The following is a 15,568-nucleotide window of genomic DNA, read 5'->3' as shown; positions in this document are numbered from 1 at the left end:
GGCACGATCACCGACAGTCAGTGGGCCGGCCTCGATCCGGCGCAGATGGGCCTCGGTCCGGTGCATGCCGCGACGCCGATCCTGCAGCGCCATCAGCTCGGGCTAGCAGACATCGACCTCTGGGAAATCAATGAGGCTTTTGCTGCGCAGGTGCTTGGCTGCCTCGCCGCCTGGGAGTCGGACGACTATTGCCGCGAGCAGCTCGGCCTGCCGGGCGCGCTCGGTAAGATCGCGCCGGAGCGTCTCAATATTGACGGCAGTGCTATCGCAGTCGGTCACCCGGTCGGCGCTTCCGGCGTTCGCATCGTCCTGCACCTGCTGCAGGTTCTGCGTATTGCCCGGGCGAGGCGTGGTATCGCCGCAATCTGTATCGGTGGTGGCCAGGGTGGGGCGATGCTGCTCGAATCGGTCGATCGGGAACAGGCAAGACGAGGAAATGCATGAACATCAATAGCTTTCAGAACTGGCGGGTCGAGGTCGACGCGGCAGGCATCGCCTGGGCGACGCTCGACCGTGCCGGCGAGTCGACCAATGCGCTCTCGAGTACCGTCATGAACGAACTGGCGCGGCTTCTCGACCAGTTTGAGCACAGCTCGCCGAAAGGGCTGATCTTTCGGTCGGGGAAAGAGGCTGGCTTCATCGCCGGCGCCGACATCCAGGAGTTCACTCAGCTCGATACCCCCGAGAAGGGAATCGAATTGGTGGCGCGTGGCTGGCATCTCTTCAACCGTCTGGCCACCGTTTCGTATCCGACGCTGGCGCTGGTACGCGGCCACTGCCTTGGCGGCGGGCTCGAACTGGCGCTGGCATGTCGTTATCTGCTGGCGGTCGACGAGCCCTCAACCCGAATGGGCCTGCCGGAAGTCATGCTCGGTATCGTTCCCGGCTGGGGCGGCATGTTGCGCCTGCCGGAAAGAATTGGCCCGCAGGCAGCGCTCGACATGATGCTGACCGGCAAGACGATCGATGCCGTCAAGGCAAAACGCCTCGGGCTGGCCGATGACTGCGTACCGGCGCGCGTCATGGACAGCGCCGCAGCATTACTGGTGCTCTCTGAGCAGCGACGCCGCCGTCTGCCTCTGCTGCAGCGCCTGCTCAACGGTCCGTTGCAGGGCCTGGTGGCGCGTGGTGCGAGAAGACAGGTCGGCAGGCGCGCGCGCCGCGAGCATTATCCGGCGCCTTACGCGATCATCGATATCTGGGCCAGACACCAGGGTAATGCGCTAGCCGCACCGGCGCTGATCAACCGCATTGTCCGTTCGCCGACGGCACGCAATCTGGTGCGCGTTTTCTTCCTGCAGGAGCGCCTGAAAAACTTCGGCAAGGCCGGCAGTTTTACGGTCAGGCGCTTGCATGTCGTTGGTGCCGGTGTGATGGGCGGCGACATCGCGGCCTGGTGCGCGCTGCGCGGGCTGACTGTCACCCTGCAGGACCAGGGGATGGAGCGCATCGTCCCGGCCTTGCAACGCGCCTATGCGGCATGGAGCCAGCGCATCCGGGACAAGCGCGAACTGCGCAACGTCATGGACCGGCTGATTCCCGACCCGGAAGGTCACGGCGCACGCCAGGCGGACGTGGTGATTGAGGCAATTTTTGAAGACCTCGATGCCAAGCGCGCTTTGCTCGTGAAGCTCGAAGCGGTGATCAAGACCGACGCGGTGCTGGCGACGAACACCTCCAGCCTGCGCATCGAGGACTTGTCCAAGGTCCTGGCCAGACCGCAACGTCTGATCGGTCTTCACTTCTTCAACCCGGTCGCGAAGATGCCACTGATCGAAGTTGTCGCCGCTGCAGGTACCGATCCTGAAATGCTGCAACGCGGAACCGCTTTCGTCAAACAGATCGACCGCCTGCCGTTACCGGTCAGGAGCGCGCCGGGCTTTCTGGTCAACGCCGTTCTCGGACCCTACATGCTCGAAGCGATGCGCGCTGTCGATGAAGGTTTTTCGGCGGAAACGGTGGACGAAGCAATGCTCGCTTTTGGCATGCCGATGGGCCCGATCGAACTCGCCGACATGGTCGGACTCGACGTCGCCATGGCTGCTGGCAAGGGCCTCGCAGGGTCCGCTTCCGGGCCCCCGAAGTGCCTGCTGGAACGTTTCAACGCTGGCCACTTCGGGAAGAAAAGCGGCCGGGGTTTCTATGACTATCCTGATGGCCGACCCGCCAAAAAGCCGGTGGGAACCGTTCCCGCCGCGCTCTCCGCTCGCCTGGTGAAGCCTCTGCTCGACCGCACGCAACAACTTGTCAGCGACGGGGTCGTTGCTGATGCCGATCTGGCCGACGCCGGTGTGATCTTCGGTACTGGTTTCGCTCCCTTTACCGGGGGGCCGATGAATTACGTCAAGGGGCAGCAGGCCTGAGGTGGCTCGCTCCTGCGGGACGGACCGCCAATGTGGCCACGCCGATGATCACTTTTCAGGGGGATCTGAGTGCTACTCGATTCGGGGAAGTTTTTCCGGGTCTGCTGCGTGCATGAAACGACCGCTTGCCAGGAAACGGGCAATCTGTGCGGCGCAACGCCGTGAAATGAGCATTTCCGAGTGTGCTAGCGGCAGGTCGATGAAATCGATGGCACCGGGCAGTCGCGTTTCCGCCAGCGTGACGAGGCCATCGTTAGGGGTCGGCAAGCCCGCTAGCACGCGACCCAAACCGACGCTGCGCGTGCCCGCCAACACCCCGACTTCGACCGTCGATCGCTGCAGCGTGGTGGCATCGGGGCTACGGGATAGCCACTCCATCGTCGATTGCCCAAGCAGCGTAGAAAGCCCCCAAACGCTTGACAGGCGACGCGCAGCGTAGCTGTCACTGCAGGGGGTACCGAGCAGGACGGCTCGGCGCAGACGGGGATCGCTCGTTTGTGCCAGCATGTCCAGGATGATCAGCCCGCCCAGGCTATGACCAACCAAATGGATGCTCTCTGCGTTGGTTTCGGCCACACAGATCTGCAGTTCCGCGGCATTTTCCGACAAGGTCGCACGTACGCTGTGGTAGCCGAAGCGCAGCGTACGGTAGCCAAGGCGCTCCAGCCATCGGCTGTGCAACAAGAACACCGCGGCTGGCGTCCACAAGCCGTGCACCAGGATCACCACTTCGTCAGCGTGACCCTCGGCGGACGCTACCTCTTGTTGATCCAAGGTGTGTTCCGCATGAATGAACGTGTTCGACCAGGGGGAAGGCCGTGCGTCACCATGGTGGTTGCATGGAGCCGAGTCGCTTCCCGGTGCTTCATTGAGGGTTGCCCTCGATTCTGCTGCTTGGGGCCGGGCGATGGCGACTGTCCTCGGCTTCCAGTCCAGTAATGACTTCTCCGGCGATGCGGTAGGACTTGCCGCGGAAAAGGGCCAACACCTGTCCCTTGCGGTCGCGGATGGTGGTGTCGTAGACCCCGGTGCGCCCGGCGAGAGAACGCTCCTCACACTCGGCTTCCAGTTCTTCGCCTTCACGTGCAGGGCTGAGGAAGTCGATGTGGCAGGCCGAGGCAACCGTGTTACGGTTGTAGCTATTGCAAGCGTAGGCAAAAGCGGAGTCCGCGAGGGTAAAAAGGAAACCGCCGTGGCAGATATGATGAGCATTGACCATATCCGGTCGGACGACCATCGAGAGCAGCGCATACCCTGGCCGGACAGCCATCAGACGGATGCCGATCAGCTTCAGGGCCGCGTCGCGGCTGTACATCGCTGCCGCTGTTTGTTCGGCAAGCAAGATCGGCGCTTGTGCGTTGTGCCCAGCGCTATTGGACTTGGACATGCAGGTTCCTTTCGGAAAAGACATTGATTGGGCTGCGAGTGGCAACGTTCTGCTTGGCAGGACCGGTAAAATGGTACAAAACAAGCCGGTTGATGTCAAAAGGCGTATCATAACGCGCTTTTTGACAATGTTACCTACCAGGTGGCCGCTTGCAGGTAACAGGAGTCGAGCTGACACCCAGGGGCAAATGGACGAGAACTCACAGAAACTGGTTCGAGAGGAAAGCCGTTTGATCGAGGCCGTGCCGGATTCGCTACCCGACGGGCAAAGGGCCTTCTTGTGGGCCAGGCGGTGCCGTTCGCTGGGGCTCTGGGGAAAGGCGATACTTGACGCCACAGGGATGGCGCGCTGATGAGTGTCGCGATGCACATGCGGATCGACGAATTCAGAAGGCAGAAGCGGGTGCATGCCGGTTCCTTGATTGTCTCGCTCTTTGGCGATGTCGTGTTGCCGCGGGGTGGACGAGTCTGGCTGGGTAGCCTGATTCATTTGCTTGAACCGTTGGGGATCAATGAGCGCTCGGTCAGGACTGCCGTCTTTCGCCTGACCAAAGACGAGTGGCTGTGTAGCGAAGCATTGGGCCGTCGTAGCGAATACCGCCTCACGACTTCCGGGGAGCGTCGCTGTGCCGATGCAGCGCGACAAATCTATGCTGCTCGCGCGCCGCACTGGGATCGTCGTTGGCGACAAATTCTGGTGCTTGGCGCGTTCGCTCAGAAAGACCGCGATGCCCTGCGCCGAGCTCTCTTCTGGCAAGGCTTTGGTGCCTTGGGCGCGGAGTGTTTCGTGCACCCCAGCGCGGACCTGCCAAGTGTCCTTGACGCACTGTTGGTGGACGGTCTGGTGCATTTGCTGGCCGGGTTGATGCCGTTGTTTGCCGCAGATGCCAGCCTGGTGGGGACAGCCGGCAACGCCGACCTGGTCACACGGGCCTGGGACCTGCGCGAACTCGGGCAGGCCTATGCCGAGTTCGTCAGTACCTATAATCCTGTCCTGGTGGAACTGCGTAGCGATCACCTTGCCGCCGCCGATGAAGAGGGCGCTTTTCTCCTGCGTTTACTATTGATTCACGACTATCGGCGCTTGCTACTTCGCGACCCGGAACTTCCCGAGCAATTGTTGCCGGCGGACTGGCCGGGAGCGCGCGCGCGGTTGCTCTGCAAAGATCTCTACCGACGCCTGCTGGTGCCTGCCGAACGCCATCTTGACCGTCTTTTGTTGACTGCGGATGGTGCTTGTCCACCTCTACAGCCGATCGTCTACGCACGTTTCGCCGAAGACGATCCGCTGCGCTGCCTTCGCCTTGATGGCGAGAATTAGAGCGTTGGCCGCAACATTGGCAGTAATCCTCGGGCCGAATAGAACCGGAACAGGGGCACTGGCCTGACGGCCGGTGCCCCTGCGGGGGCGATGCGACTGTTGTTACGCGGTCGGACTGGCTTGTTGCTTCTTGTAGAAGCCAGTTTCGGCCAGCACGTCCTGTTCCGCGAAGGCGGCCTTTTCTCGGGCTGCGGTTTCGCTGGTGTCGAGAACCGATCCGAGCCAGGCGGCGAGAAACGCCAGAGGCATCGAGAAGAGTGCCGGTTGTTCGTAGGGGAACAACGCGGTCGGATTGCCGAGGACGGTAACCCACACCGCCTTGGAGCAGACCACCAGCGCCAAGGCCGAGATCAGTCCAACCATGGCACCGAGAACAGCGCCGCGAGTGGTCAGACCTTGCCAGTACATCGAGAGTATCAGTACCGGGAAATTGGCCGAAGCGGCAATGCCCAGCGTCAGGCCAGACAGGAATGCCAGATTGTGCTTCTCGAACATGATCCCGAGAATGACCGCGAGCACGCCCAAGCCCAAAGAGGCAATCTTGGACACCTTGATTTCATCAGCCTCGGTCGCCGTGCCTTTCTTGATCGCGTTCGCGTAGATGTCATGCGAAATCGCCGAAGCTCCGGCGAGAGCGAGTCCCGACACCACTGCCAGGATGGTTGCAAATGCCACCGCTGCCATGAAGCCGAGCAGCAGGTTTCCGCCCACGGCATGTGCCAGATGCATTGCGGGCATATTGCCGCCGCCCAGCAATTTCCCGCCGACGATTCCCCCCTCGAAGTACTGCGGATCGGTGCCGACGAGTACGACGGCCGACAGCCCGATCAAGCCGATCATCAGGAAGAAGAAGCCCATCAGGCCGGTGGCGACGAAGGCACTCTTGCGCGACTCCACGGCATTCGGTACCGTAAAGAAACGCATCAGGATGTGCGGCAGACCGGCGGTACCGAAGACCATCCCAAGTGCCAGAGAAACCGCGGAAACCGGGTCGGCAAACATGACACCGGGGGCGAGGATCTTGATCCCGTCCTTATGCACGGCGGCAGCTTTGCTGGCCATCGTTTCGAAGCTGAAGCCGAATTTCGAGAAAGCCAGCAACGCCATCAAGGTGCCGCCAGAAATCAGCAGGACCGCCTTGACGATCTGCACCCAGGTTGTGGCCAGCATTCCCCCGAAAGTGACATAGATGACCATCAGCACGCCTACTGCAACGACGGCGATCCAGTACTCGACCCCGAACAACAGCTTGATTACCTGGCCGGCACCCACCATCTGAGCGATCAGGTAGAAAATGACCACCGTGAGGGAGCAGATCGCCGCTGTCGTACGTACGGGACGCTGCGACAGACGAAAAGACGTGACATCGGCAAAGGTATAGCGCCCGAGATTGCGCAGCCGCTCCGCCATGAGGAAGAGAATCATCGGAAAGGCCACGATCAGGCACAGGCAATAGAGAAAGCCGTCATAGCCCTTGGCGAAAATCAGGCTGCTGATGCCGAGTAGTGTTGCCGCGGAGAGCAAGTCACCAGCGATCGCAAAGCCATTCTGGGTGCCGGTGATGCCTCCCCCTGCGGCATAGTAATCGCTGGCCGTCCTGGTACGTTTGGCTGCCCAATAAGTGATCACGAGCGTGAGCGCGACAAAGAGCAGAAACATTGCAATGGCCGGAATGTTGGCGGTTTGTGCTTGGCTTCCTGGCGCAGCCAACGCCAGACCTGTCCAGGTCAGCAATCCAAGGCTCGTGATCGATTTTGGCGTCAGTCCACTCATTGGTTGGCCTCCCGTACGATCTGGTCGCTCAGGCCGTCGAAATCACGGCTGGCGCGCCGAACGTAGATGCCGGTCGCCACCCAGAAAAACACGATCATCGCCACCCCCAGGGGGATGGCGATGGTTGTCACGCCAGTACTTGATATCGGCGTTGCCAAGATGCTTGGTTTGAAAGCCACGATCAATACGAAAGAAAAGAACACGCCCAGTGTGCTGCCAGCCAGTAGCCAGGCCAGTCGCTTTCGGCGCTTGACCAGTTCTGCGTATCTAGGATGGCTGAGAATCCTACGATAGATTTCGGTGGACATACGAATCTTGTCTCCTCTTGATGAATTCGAGGTGCCTGTGTTTGCATGCGTCCCTCGAAGGTCTGCTGGTTTTTTTGATGTCAGTCCCCAACCGCGAAAACAGGTTCTTCCTCTTCCTACATAGGCCTTCCTCCTTTTGGCTCTTGAGCGGGGTGAATGGCCCGTATCCAGTGTGCTGCGCTTCCTGCAGCGGGAAGTTTGACCGTCAGATCCCCATGCAATGACGAGCGCGTGCGTCTGCGATCGTGTTGGGGTCGCCGTGGGAAGCGGGTGTGCAGGCGGGCCGTCGTCAAGGGCGCGTCCACCAAAACGCGTCCTTAACCGATCGGGGTCTGAAGCGAGACCATATGGCTGATGGGTGCGACCACAGGCCGTTGTTGTTGGTAATAGCCTTCGCTATGAATCATCCTGGGCTTGGCGCCCAAGGCTTTTACTGCCGAGACACAGTTTTCAACGAAAGCAGGGCTGCCAGCGATGAAAATGGAGAAATCCGACAGATCGTCGAACAGCGAGGGGAGGACTTGGGGCACGCGGCCACAGAGACCCTCATGCTGTTCGCGTGTCAGCGTATAGATGTAGCGAAACCCCGGGTGTTTTGCTTGCCACCATGCCATCAGGCCGGATTCATACAAATCGTGGGTGGTACGTGCAGAGAACAACAGGGTGACGGGTTGGCTGTAGCCACGACGCAAGGCCGCGTCAGCCAGGGCCAGTACCGGTGCCAGGCCGGAACCGGCAGCAATGCACAGCACCGGCGCGTCAACCGAAGGATCACCGATGAATGTGCCATAGGGTCCGGACAAGGTCACGGTGTTGCCGACATTCAGATGCTGGTGTACCCATGCGCTGGTGATGCCGTCGTCGACGCGCGTGATTTGCAGAGAGATTTCGCCGTCTGGTCGGGGGGCGTTGGCAATCGAGTAAGAGCGCGGGGGAATGCCGGACTGGGGTGAGCCGAGCATGATGTATTGTCCCGGCCAGTAACGCATGGGTGAGGCCAGTGGCCGCAGCCGCAATTCCAGAATGCGGGGTGTACGCATCAGGCGATCGACGACGATGAACTCCTGGTTTTCTCGGGGCGGGAAGAGTTTTGGCTGGGCATCCTCGGTTCCCCAATCGATGACCAATTCGTCGGAAATCGGTTTGGCCATGCACATCAGCCCGTAACCCTCATGGCGCTCCTGCTGGGAAAGGGCCATGTCCAGAACGAAGCCCTGGTCGAAGGTGCCGCTTAAAACCTTGACCTTGCATTCTCCACAGGCCCCGGCACGACAATTGTTGGGCAAGGCATAACCGGCGGCTTCCAGCGCTTCGAGTACCGCGCTACCTTCCTGACATTCGACGATGTGTCCCGAAGGGTGCAAACGAATATGTTTCATGGCCATTCACGTATTCAACCGAGCGATCAACAGTGGCCCGGCAACGGGCCACCTTCCCCCAACAACGAAAAAGTTTTCGGTCTAGAACACTGGAATGATGTCCTCCATGTCCACATCGCGAATCTCCTCGCCGGTAATGCCCACCTCGGGGATTGCCGGGAAGGGAATGTCGAACTTGTCGAGAACTCCCTTGAGGTTGAGCATCGCGTTGCGCCAGTTGTCCTTCTTTGCTTCATACTCCGGGATGTGGAAACCCGCGCTGCGGGAGATGGCTTCGGCCTCGCGCTGGTTGGCGATGAAGTCAGCCGGAATATCCCAGAAAGCTTCTGGCGGTTCGAAGAGAACGCCTGACAGGAACAGGAATCCGGCACGGATCTGCTTGGTGATCAGCGGCCGATCCGTGAGGTCGAGTTTGGGATAGTCGCGCTCCATCAGCGACATGCAAATGGCCATGTGCCGTCCTTCGTCCCGTCCAACATTGCGGAAAGCCTCCTTGAACACCGGCTCCACGCATTGCGCCGCCATCTGGTGAAAGATCGTCGCAGCGGCGATCTCGCCCATCAGGAAGGAGCTGAAAAGAACGGCGAGACTGTACTTGGGGACTGCCGTCTTGTACCCCTCCCAATAGCGGGACCCGTTGTAGTACAGCCAGTGCGCATTTTTCTGAGCCTTCCGGCCGATCTCCGTTTTCGGAACGTAAGTCAGTACATCGGGGTGTTCAAGCAGTTTCGTGATGGCCATTCCGCACAGTTGCTCGTGGTTCTGTTCATCGCGAGTCACGGAGAAGAAGCAGCGCCTGACGGCTTCTTCCTCGTGGGCTTCGTAGGTCTTGATCAGTGCCGCGGCAAATACGGGGGGCGCGGATGCGTCGAAAACGGACAGGATGGTCCACCAATAGGCGATGGCTTCCCGTTGCTCCCACGAGTATTTCGACAGATCCAGGGTGTTCCAGGGAAGTTTTTTGGGGTCCCAGGCTTCGCGCAGCGAAGAATCCCAAATGTCTTCCAGTTTTTTGGTTTTGGCAGGCCAGCTTAGCGGAAAGATGTTGGGCTGCTCGGTTGCCGTCGGCAATTCCATTTTGCCGGCGATGCGCTCATGTTTCGACATGGATGATTCCCTTTCAATTTGGTTGCGTGGTCCCGAAACACCAGTGGGTGTGGCGTTGCGGGGGGTGCTGTGGAGCCGTCCGCAGAGCGGTGCCGCTCGTTGCGAAATCAAAGAACTGCTAGGAACCCAAACCTTGGACGGTAGGCGATGGGGCACAGGAAATCTGCCGTTGTCAGACTCGCCGACCCGCCAATTGGCCTAATAATGTTACATGTTTTTAGGGTGTGTCAACCACTTGTGTGTTACTTTAAGGTTGGTGCCGCCCGGTTCTACAGGCGCATGCCGAATCATCGGGGATGGCCTATGGGGTTCGAAAGATCTTATAAATTTCCTGATGTTATCACCATCAAGGGTACGTTCAGATCGTACCTCCGATCTGGCATGGAGTTATTATCGATACAAGACCTTGACAGTCCGTCGTGTTCTTTGTAACGTTTCTCATTAGGATTATTGCTAGGCCGCCGCCCTGGTTGAGCCGTTGGCGAGGGCGAGGCGTTGATGTCAAAACTATGTGGAGGAACTATGGCTCACCCCTTGTTTGAAAGGCACCGTGCAACTCTGGATGCCGCCCTTGAAGCGATTCGTGTTCGCGGCTACTGGTCAGAGTATTCCGAGATTCCGAGCCCCAAGGTCTATGGGGAAACAGCGATGCAGGATGGCAAGGCCGCCATCGACGCCTGGCGTGGCCAGGAGTTTCCGCTCGACATGCCGGGGCGGATTGCGGCGTTGGCGTCCGAACGCTCGCCTTACGGTGTCGATCTGTCGATCAGCTATCCGGAATGCGATCCGCAGGCGCTCATCGATGCCGGTCTCGCGGCCATGCCGGCATGGCAGAAGGTTGGTGCCGACGGTCGTACCGGAATTTGCCTTGAGGCGCTGCAGCGCATCAATCAGCGCAGCTTCGAGATTGCCCATGCGGTGATGATGACCACCGGGCAAGGCTGGATGATGGCATTCCAGGCCGGCGGACCGCACGCACAAGACCGCGGATTGGAAGCGGTCGCCTATGCCTGGCGAGAGATGTCGTTTGTTCCGAACGAAGCACTTTGGGAAAAACCACAGGGCAAGAACCCACCGCTGACGATGCGCAAGCACTTCGAGATTGTTGGCCGTGGCGTGGCCTTGGTGATTGGTTGCGGAACCTTTCCGACCTGGAATACCTATCCGGGTCTTTTCGCAGCGCTGGCGACAGGCAATGCCGTGATTGTCAAGCCGCATGAAAACGCCATTCTGCCGGCGGCGATATCGGTCAGGATCATCCGCGAAGTGCTGGCGGAAAACGGCATCGATCCGAATCTGGTGACGCTTGCGGTGACCTCAGACCGCAAGACGACGCAGGCGCTGGCCGGCAATCCGGCGGTGAAGTCCGTGGACTTCACCGGCAGTAACGCCTTCGGGGAATGGTTGAAGGAGAACTGTCGGCAGGCGCAAGTGTATGCGGAGCTGGCTGGTGTGAACAATGTGATCATCGAATCCACCGATGCCTACCGGGGAATGTTGAAGAATCTGGCTTTCACCTTGGCGCTCTACTCCGGGCAGATGTGTACGACGACGCAAGCGATCATCGTGCCGGCGGATGGCATTGAAACCGATGAAGGGCACAAGAGCTTCGACCAGGTTGGCGCGGATCTCGGGGCGGCGCTTGACGGCTTGTTGGCGAAACCCGAAATCGCTACTGCGGTTCTCGGCGCCATTCAATCGTCCGACACTCTGGCCCGGCTGGCCGACGCGGCGGCGCTTGGCGAGGTCGTGGTCGCTTCGCGCAAGATCGAGCACGCGGAATATCCCATGGCAGAAGTCCGCACGCCCATCATTCTCAAATGTGATGCTGCCGATGAAGGGGCCTATATGCAGGAGCGCTTTGGCCCGATCAGCTTTCTGGTCCGTGTGCAGAACAGCACTGCCGCTGTCGCGTTGTCGGAGCGCCTGGTGCGCGAACACGGTGCCTTGACGGTTGGTCTCTATTCGACGCAACCCGAAGTGGTCGAAGCCGTGATCGCTGCGACTTGCCGTGCACAGGTGGCACTGTCGATCAACCTGACCAGCGCGGTTTATGTCAACCAGTCAGCCGCTTTTTCTGACTACCATGCGACCGGGGGCAATCCTGCGGCAACGACCTGTTATGCCGATGCCGCATTCGTCGCCAGCCGTTTCCGTGTCGTACAAAGGCGTTATCACGTCTAGCGCTTCACGTGTCTGGCGCTTTGGTCGAAGGCCGCGGTGTATGCAGGGCGCGCCCGGCCGCTGAAGCCAATAGGCTGGTCTGCAAGGGTCGTCCGACGGTGCACTGTGGTTGCGCCGAGACCGAGAGTGAAGTGGTCCGTGGCCGAAAGCGTTCCTCCGCCAGCTTGCGAGCACGGAGAATGTTCCTGGGCCGGGATCTTGCCCAAAAACCTGGTGAATGAAGGGGGTGTGCATGGCTTTCGAGACTATTCTTTTCTCCGTTGTGGACGGAGTGGCGCGTCTGACGCTGAATCGACCGGATCGCCTCAACAGCTTTACCGAACAGATGCACGCGGAAGTGCGGGCAGCCCTGGCGCTGCTCCGCGAGGACAGAACGGCACGCGTCTTCGTTCTCAGTGGCGCTGGCAGAGGTTTTTGCGCCGGTCAGGACCTGGCCGATCGAAGTGTCTTGCCTGGCGAGGCCCCCGTGGACCTGGGAGCCAGCGTTGAGAACAATTACAAACCGCTCGTCCTGGCACTCCAGAATCTGGCGATGCCCACGATCTGTGCAGTGAATGGCGTTGCCGCCGGCGCGGGTGCCAACCTTGCTCTGGCCTGCGACCTGGTTGTGGCCAGCCGTTCCGCATCCTTCATCCAGTCGTTCAGCAAGATCGGTCTGATCCCGGATACGGGGGGGACTTACGTATTGCCGCAGCGCATCGGCGTCGCGCGCGCGATGGGGCTGGCCTTGCTCGGAGACAAGCTTGCAGCCGAACAGGCGGCCGCATGGGGCTTGATCTGGTCATGTGTCGATGACGCGCAGTTCGCCGAGACGGTGGACCGTCTGGCCGCACAACTCGCACTGGCTCCGACCAAGGCGCTGGTCCGCACCCGGCAGGCCATGCGCGCCAGCCATCTCAACACTCTGGAGCAGCAACTCGACCTCGAACGCGACTTCATGCGCGAACTCGGTCACAGTGACGATTATCGGGAAGGCGTCAGTGCCTTCATGGAAAAGCGGTCGCCGCGGTATGCCGGCAAATAGACTATCCGCCCCCTGGTAACACGGCTGGCGCCATGTTGGCGGTGAGGCGTCAGTGAGGCTGCGAAATATCCATCCAGTTTCGCCTGCCACAGTTGCAGCAGATTCATCCACCGTCACCCGAGGAGTAGTATTCCGTCATATTTCTAACCCAGGAGGAGATCGTGCCTAGCAAAACCCCCCAGCCGGGAGATTTGGAGCCCATTGAAACCGCCAGCCGCGACGAAATCTCGGCATTGCAATTGCAGCGCTTGAAGTGGAGCCTGAAACATGCGTATGACAATGTTCCGCACTACCAACGGACTTTTGCCGCTGCGGGTGTCCATCCGGACGATTTGCGCAGTCTTGAAGACCTGGCGAAGTTCCCGTTCACGACCAAGGTTGATTTGCGGGACAACTATCCTTTTGGCTTGTTTGCCGTGCCGCGCGAGAAAGTGGTGCGCGTGCACGCCTCGTCGGGCACCACCGGCAAACCGGTGGTGGTCGGGTATACCCGTAACGACATAGACATGTGGGCCAATGTCGTGGCGCGGTCGATCCGCGCCGCTGGCGGGCGGCCCGGCGACATCGTGCACGTGACTTACGGTTACGGACTATTCACCGGTGGCCTGGGTGCGCACTATGGCGCCGAGCGCCTGGGTTGTACAGTAATTCCGATGTCCGGCGGCAATACCGAAAAACAGGTCCAGATCATTCAGGATTTCAAGCCCGACATCATCATGGTTACCCCTTCGTACATGCTGGTGATCGCCGAAGAGTTCGCCAATCAGGGCCTTGACGGTCGCGACTGCTCGCTGAAGGTGGGAATTTTCGGAGCCGAGCCCTGGACCAACGAGATGCGTCGCGAAATCGAATCCAAGATGGGTCTCGATGCGGTGGATATCTATGGTCTTTCGGAGGTCATCGGCCCGGGCGTAGCCAGTGAATGCGTGGAAACGAAAGATGGTCCGGTGATCTGGGAAGACCATTTCTACCCGGAAGTGATCAACCCGGAAACCGGTGAAGTATGCGCCGATGGCGAGGAGGGAGAACTGGTGTTTACCTCTCTGACCAAGGAGGCTTTCCCGGTCATTCGCTACCGGACTCGCGACCTGACCCGTTTGCTGCCGCCGACGGCGCGCTCCTTCCGGCGGCTGGCGAAAATTGTGGGTCGTTCCGACGACATGCTGATCATCCGTGGGGTGAACGTATTTCCGACACAGATCGAGGAAATGATCCTCCGTGACGACAAATTATCCGGACAATACCAGATCGTGGTCTCCCGCGATGGCCTCATGGACCAGATGGAAGTGATGTGCGAGCTGCAGCCAAGCGTCGCCAATCAAATGTCCCCGGCCGAAGTCGCCAGCGTGGGTCGGCGTTTGCAGCAGACGATCAAGTCGCTGATCGGCGTGTCAACCCAGGTCCAGGTCCTGCCGCCAAACTCGATCACCAGAACCTTGGTGGGCAAGGCCAAGCGGGTCATCGACAAGAGGTTGGGTAATGGCTGAAGCGTTCATTTGCGACGCGGTGCGAACGCCGGTCGGTCGCTATGGAGGCAGCCTGGCTACTTTACGGGCCGACGATCTGGCCAGCCTGCCGATTCGGGCCTTGGTCGAGCGCAATCCGGGTGTCGCCTGGGAGCAGGTCGATGACGTGATCTATGGTTGCGCCAACCAGGCCGGTGAAGACAACCGCAATGTGGCGCGCATGGCCGTCCTTCTTGCGGGCCTGCCAGTGGAGGTCCCGGGAACCACTCTCAATCGCTTGTGCGGTTCCGGTCTGGACGCGATTGCCCAGGCCGCACGCGCGATTCGCGCCAGGGAAGCGGATTTGATGATTGCCGGTGGTGTCGAAAGCATGTCGCGGGCACCGTTCGTCATGGGCAAGGCCGCAAGCGCTTTCCAGCGCAGTGTCGAGGTGTTTGATACGACCATCGGCTGGCGCTTCGTTAACCCGAAAATGAAGGCCACGTACGGGATCGACTCGATGCCGGAAACGGCCGAGAACGTGGCCGCCGAGTTTGCCATCAGTCGCGGCGATCAGGATGCATTCGCGTGGCGTAGCCAACAGCGCTGGGCGGCCGCCGATGCCGCCGGCCGTTTCGCAGACGAGATTCTGGCCGTCGAGATTGCGCAGCAGAAGGGCGAGCCCAAGCGCTTTGCCCGTGACGAGCATGCGCGTCCGGAGGTGACGCTGGAAGCGCTGGCAGCGCTGAAGGGAGTGGTCAGGAATGGCGGGACGATCACTGCCGGTAACGCGTCCGGAGTCAATGATGGCGCGTGTGCGCTGCTTGTTGCCAGCGAGGCGGCGGCAGCGCGTCATGGACTGGTTCCCAAGGCGCGCATCGTCGGTGCCGCAGTCGCCGGCGTTCCACCGCGCATCATGGGGATCGGGCCGGCTCCTGCGACGCGCAAGTTGCTCGCGCGCCTGGGTATCGATCTCATGGACATCGATTTGATCGAGTTGAACGAAGCGTTTGCAGCGCAGGGGCTGGCCGTGTTGCGGCAATTGGGCCTGCCTGATGATGCTGAACAGGTTAACCCCAATGGGGGTGCCATCGCCATCGGCCATCCTCTGGGAATGAGCGGGGCAAGGCTGGCGACAACGGCTACCTACGAGCTGCGGCGACGCGGCGGCCGTTATGCCCTATGTACGATGTGCATCGGTGTCGGACAAGGCATTGCGATGTTGCTGGAACGGGTCTGAGGGTTCTTGCCGGGCGGCGGCCGGGAACCTGGCCGCCC

12 protein-coding genes and 1 pseudogene are annotated in these 15,568 nt (G+C 60.3%); 7 read left to right on the top strand and 6 right to left on the bottom strand.

All coding sequences use genetic code 11. The annotated features are described in order from the left end of the window. Both CAPSK01_RS06140 and CAPSK01_RS06135 read left to right on the top strand, forming a co-directional pair. Positions 1-444: pseudogene (locus CAPSK01_RS06140) on the top strand (acetyl-CoA C-acyltransferase); the annotation flags it as partial. Continuing rightward, a complete protein-coding gene (locus CAPSK01_RS06135) occupies positions 441-2,363 on the top strand; it encodes a 3-hydroxyacyl-CoA dehydrogenase NAD-binding domain-containing protein (protein WP_034923739.1) in 1,923 nt (640 codons plus the stop codon). The pseudogene CAPSK01_RS06140 and the gene CAPSK01_RS06135, both read left to right, overlap by 4 nt. 72 nt (positions 2,364-2,435) lie before the next feature. Here the strand turns inward: CAPSK01_RS06135 and CAPSK01_RS06130 are convergent, their stop codons facing one another. Beyond that, positions 2,436-3,137 (bottom strand): alpha/beta fold hydrolase, encoded by a 702-nt coding sequence (locus CAPSK01_RS06130; protein ID WP_273703190.1) that lies wholly within the window; start codon positions 3,135-3,137, stop codon positions 2,436-2,438. Positions 3,138-3,228: 91 nt separating this feature from the next. Further along, a complete protein-coding gene (gene paaI / locus CAPSK01_RS06125) occupies positions 3,229-3,750 on the bottom strand; it encodes a hydroxyphenylacetyl-CoA thioesterase PaaI (RefSeq protein ID WP_273703189.1) in 522 nt (173 codons plus the stop codon). A 351-nt stretch (positions 3,751-4,101) separates the two neighbouring features. On the opposite strand from paaI, the gene paaX reads away from it, so the two are divergent. Then, positions 4,102-5,070: a phenylacetic acid degradation operon negative regulatory protein PaaX gene (paaX, locus tag CAPSK01_RS06115; protein ID WP_273703188.1), complete on the top strand. Its 969-nt coding sequence runs from the start codon at positions 4,102-4,104 to the stop codon at positions 5,068-5,070. A 102-nt stretch (positions 5,071-5,172) separates the two neighbouring features. On the opposite strand, the gene actP is transcribed toward paaX, so the two are convergent. From actP to CAPSK01_RS06095, 4 genes are all read right to left on the bottom strand, one after another. Further along, complete coding sequence (gene actP, locus CAPSK01_RS06110; protein WP_034923733.1) at positions 5,173-6,843, bottom strand: cation/acetate symporter ActP; 1,671 nt, start codon at positions 6,841-6,843, stop codon at positions 5,173-5,175. Continuing rightward, on the bottom strand, positions 6,840-7,151 hold the full coding sequence (locus tag CAPSK01_RS06105) for a DUF485 domain-containing protein (protein ID WP_034923730.1): 312 nt from the start codon (positions 7,149-7,151) through the stop codon (positions 6,840-6,842). Before CAPSK01_RS06105 ends, actP begins: the two co-directional genes overlap by 4 nt. 317 nt (positions 7,152-7,468) lie before the next feature. Next, on the bottom strand, positions 7,469-8,530 hold the full coding sequence (locus tag CAPSK01_RS06100) for a 2Fe-2S iron-sulfur cluster-binding protein (protein ID WP_034924070.1): 1,062 nt from the start codon (positions 8,528-8,530) through the stop codon (positions 7,469-7,471). An 81-nt stretch (positions 8,531-8,611) separates the two neighbouring features. Further along, positions 8,612-9,637 (bottom strand): hypothetical protein, encoded by a 1,026-nt coding sequence (locus tag CAPSK01_RS06095; RefSeq protein ID WP_273703187.1) that lies wholly within the window; start codon positions 9,635-9,637, stop codon positions 8,612-8,614. Between the two features lie 522 nt (positions 9,638-10,159). Between CAPSK01_RS06095 and paaN the strand changes: the two genes are divergently transcribed. The 4 genes from paaN (at position 10,160) to pcaF (ending at position 15,530) form a co-directional block, all read left to right on the top strand. Continuing rightward, positions 10,160-11,821, top strand: coding sequence for a phenylacetic acid degradation protein PaaN (paaN, locus tag CAPSK01_RS06090; RefSeq protein ID WP_034923727.1), 1,662 nt, complete (start codon positions 10,160-10,162; stop codon positions 11,819-11,821). A gap of 232 nt (positions 11,822-12,053) precedes the next feature. Next, positions 12,054-12,845: a 2-(1,2-epoxy-1,2-dihydrophenyl)acetyl-CoA isomerase PaaG gene (gene paaG, locus CAPSK01_RS06085; protein WP_034923723.1), complete on the top strand. Its 792-nt coding sequence runs from the start codon at positions 12,054-12,056 to the stop codon at positions 12,843-12,845. A gap of 161 nt (positions 12,846-13,006) precedes the next feature. Beyond that, a complete protein-coding gene (paaK, locus tag CAPSK01_RS06080; RefSeq protein ID WP_034923720.1) occupies positions 13,007-14,332 on the top strand; it encodes a phenylacetate--CoA ligase PaaK in 1,326 nt (441 codons plus the stop codon). Then, positions 14,325-15,530 carry a 3-oxoadipyl-CoA thiolase gene (gene pcaF / locus CAPSK01_RS06075; RefSeq protein ID WP_034923717.1) on the top strand — a complete coding sequence of 402 codons (1,206 nt, stop codon included), beginning with the start codon at positions 14,325-14,327 and terminating at the stop codon, positions 15,528-15,530. Before paaK ends, pcaF begins: the two co-directional genes overlap by 8 nt. The last annotated feature ends 38 nt before the right edge of the window (positions 15,531-15,568 follow it).

The organism is Candidatus Accumulibacter vicinus, assembly GCF_000584955.1.
GTDB lineage: Bacteria > Pseudomonadota > Gammaproteobacteria > Burkholderiales > Rhodocyclaceae > Accumulibacter > Accumulibacter vicinus.
Note: the sequence above shows the minus strand (reverse complement) of the source record. Positions and strands in the feature narration are given on the sequence as shown.

What these genes read in the sequence shown, in the direction of transcription:
- CAPSK01_RS06135 (WP_034923739.1), top strand. Translation starts at nt 441, where the DNA reads ATGAACATCAATAGCTTTCAGAACTGGCGGGTCGAGGTCGACGCGGCA.
- paaI (WP_273703189.1), bottom strand. Translation starts at nt 3,750, where the DNA reads ATGTCCAAGTCCAATAGCGCTGGGCACAACGCACAAGCGCCGATCTTG.
- paaX (WP_273703188.1), top strand. Translation starts at nt 4,102, where the DNA reads ATGAGTGTCGCGATGCACATGCGGATCGACGAATTCAGAAGGCAGAAG.
- actP (WP_034923733.1), bottom strand. Translation starts at nt 6,843, where the DNA reads ATGAGTGGACTGACGCCAAAATCGATCACGAGCCTTGGATTGCTGACC.
- CAPSK01_RS06105 (WP_034923730.1), bottom strand. Translation starts at nt 7,151, where the DNA reads ATGTCCACCGAAATCTATCGTAGGATTCTCAGCCATCCTAGATACGCA.
- CAPSK01_RS06100 (WP_034924070.1), bottom strand. Translation starts at nt 8,530, where the DNA reads ATGAAACATATTCGTTTGCACCCTTCGGGACACATCGTCGAATGTCAG.
- CAPSK01_RS06095 (WP_273703187.1), bottom strand. Translation starts at nt 9,637, where the DNA reads ATGTCGAAACATGAGCGCATCGCCGGCAAAATGGAATTGCCGACGGCA.
- paaN (WP_034923727.1), top strand. Translation starts at nt 10,160, where the DNA reads ATGGCTCACCCCTTGTTTGAAAGGCACCGTGCAACTCTGGATGCCGCC.
- paaG (WP_034923723.1), top strand. Translation starts at nt 12,054, where the DNA reads ATGGCTTTCGAGACTATTCTTTTCTCCGTTGTGGACGGAGTGGCGCGT.
- pcaF (WP_034923717.1), top strand. Translation starts at nt 14,325, where the DNA reads ATGGCTGAAGCGTTCATTTGCGACGCGGTGCGAACGCCGGTCGGTCGC.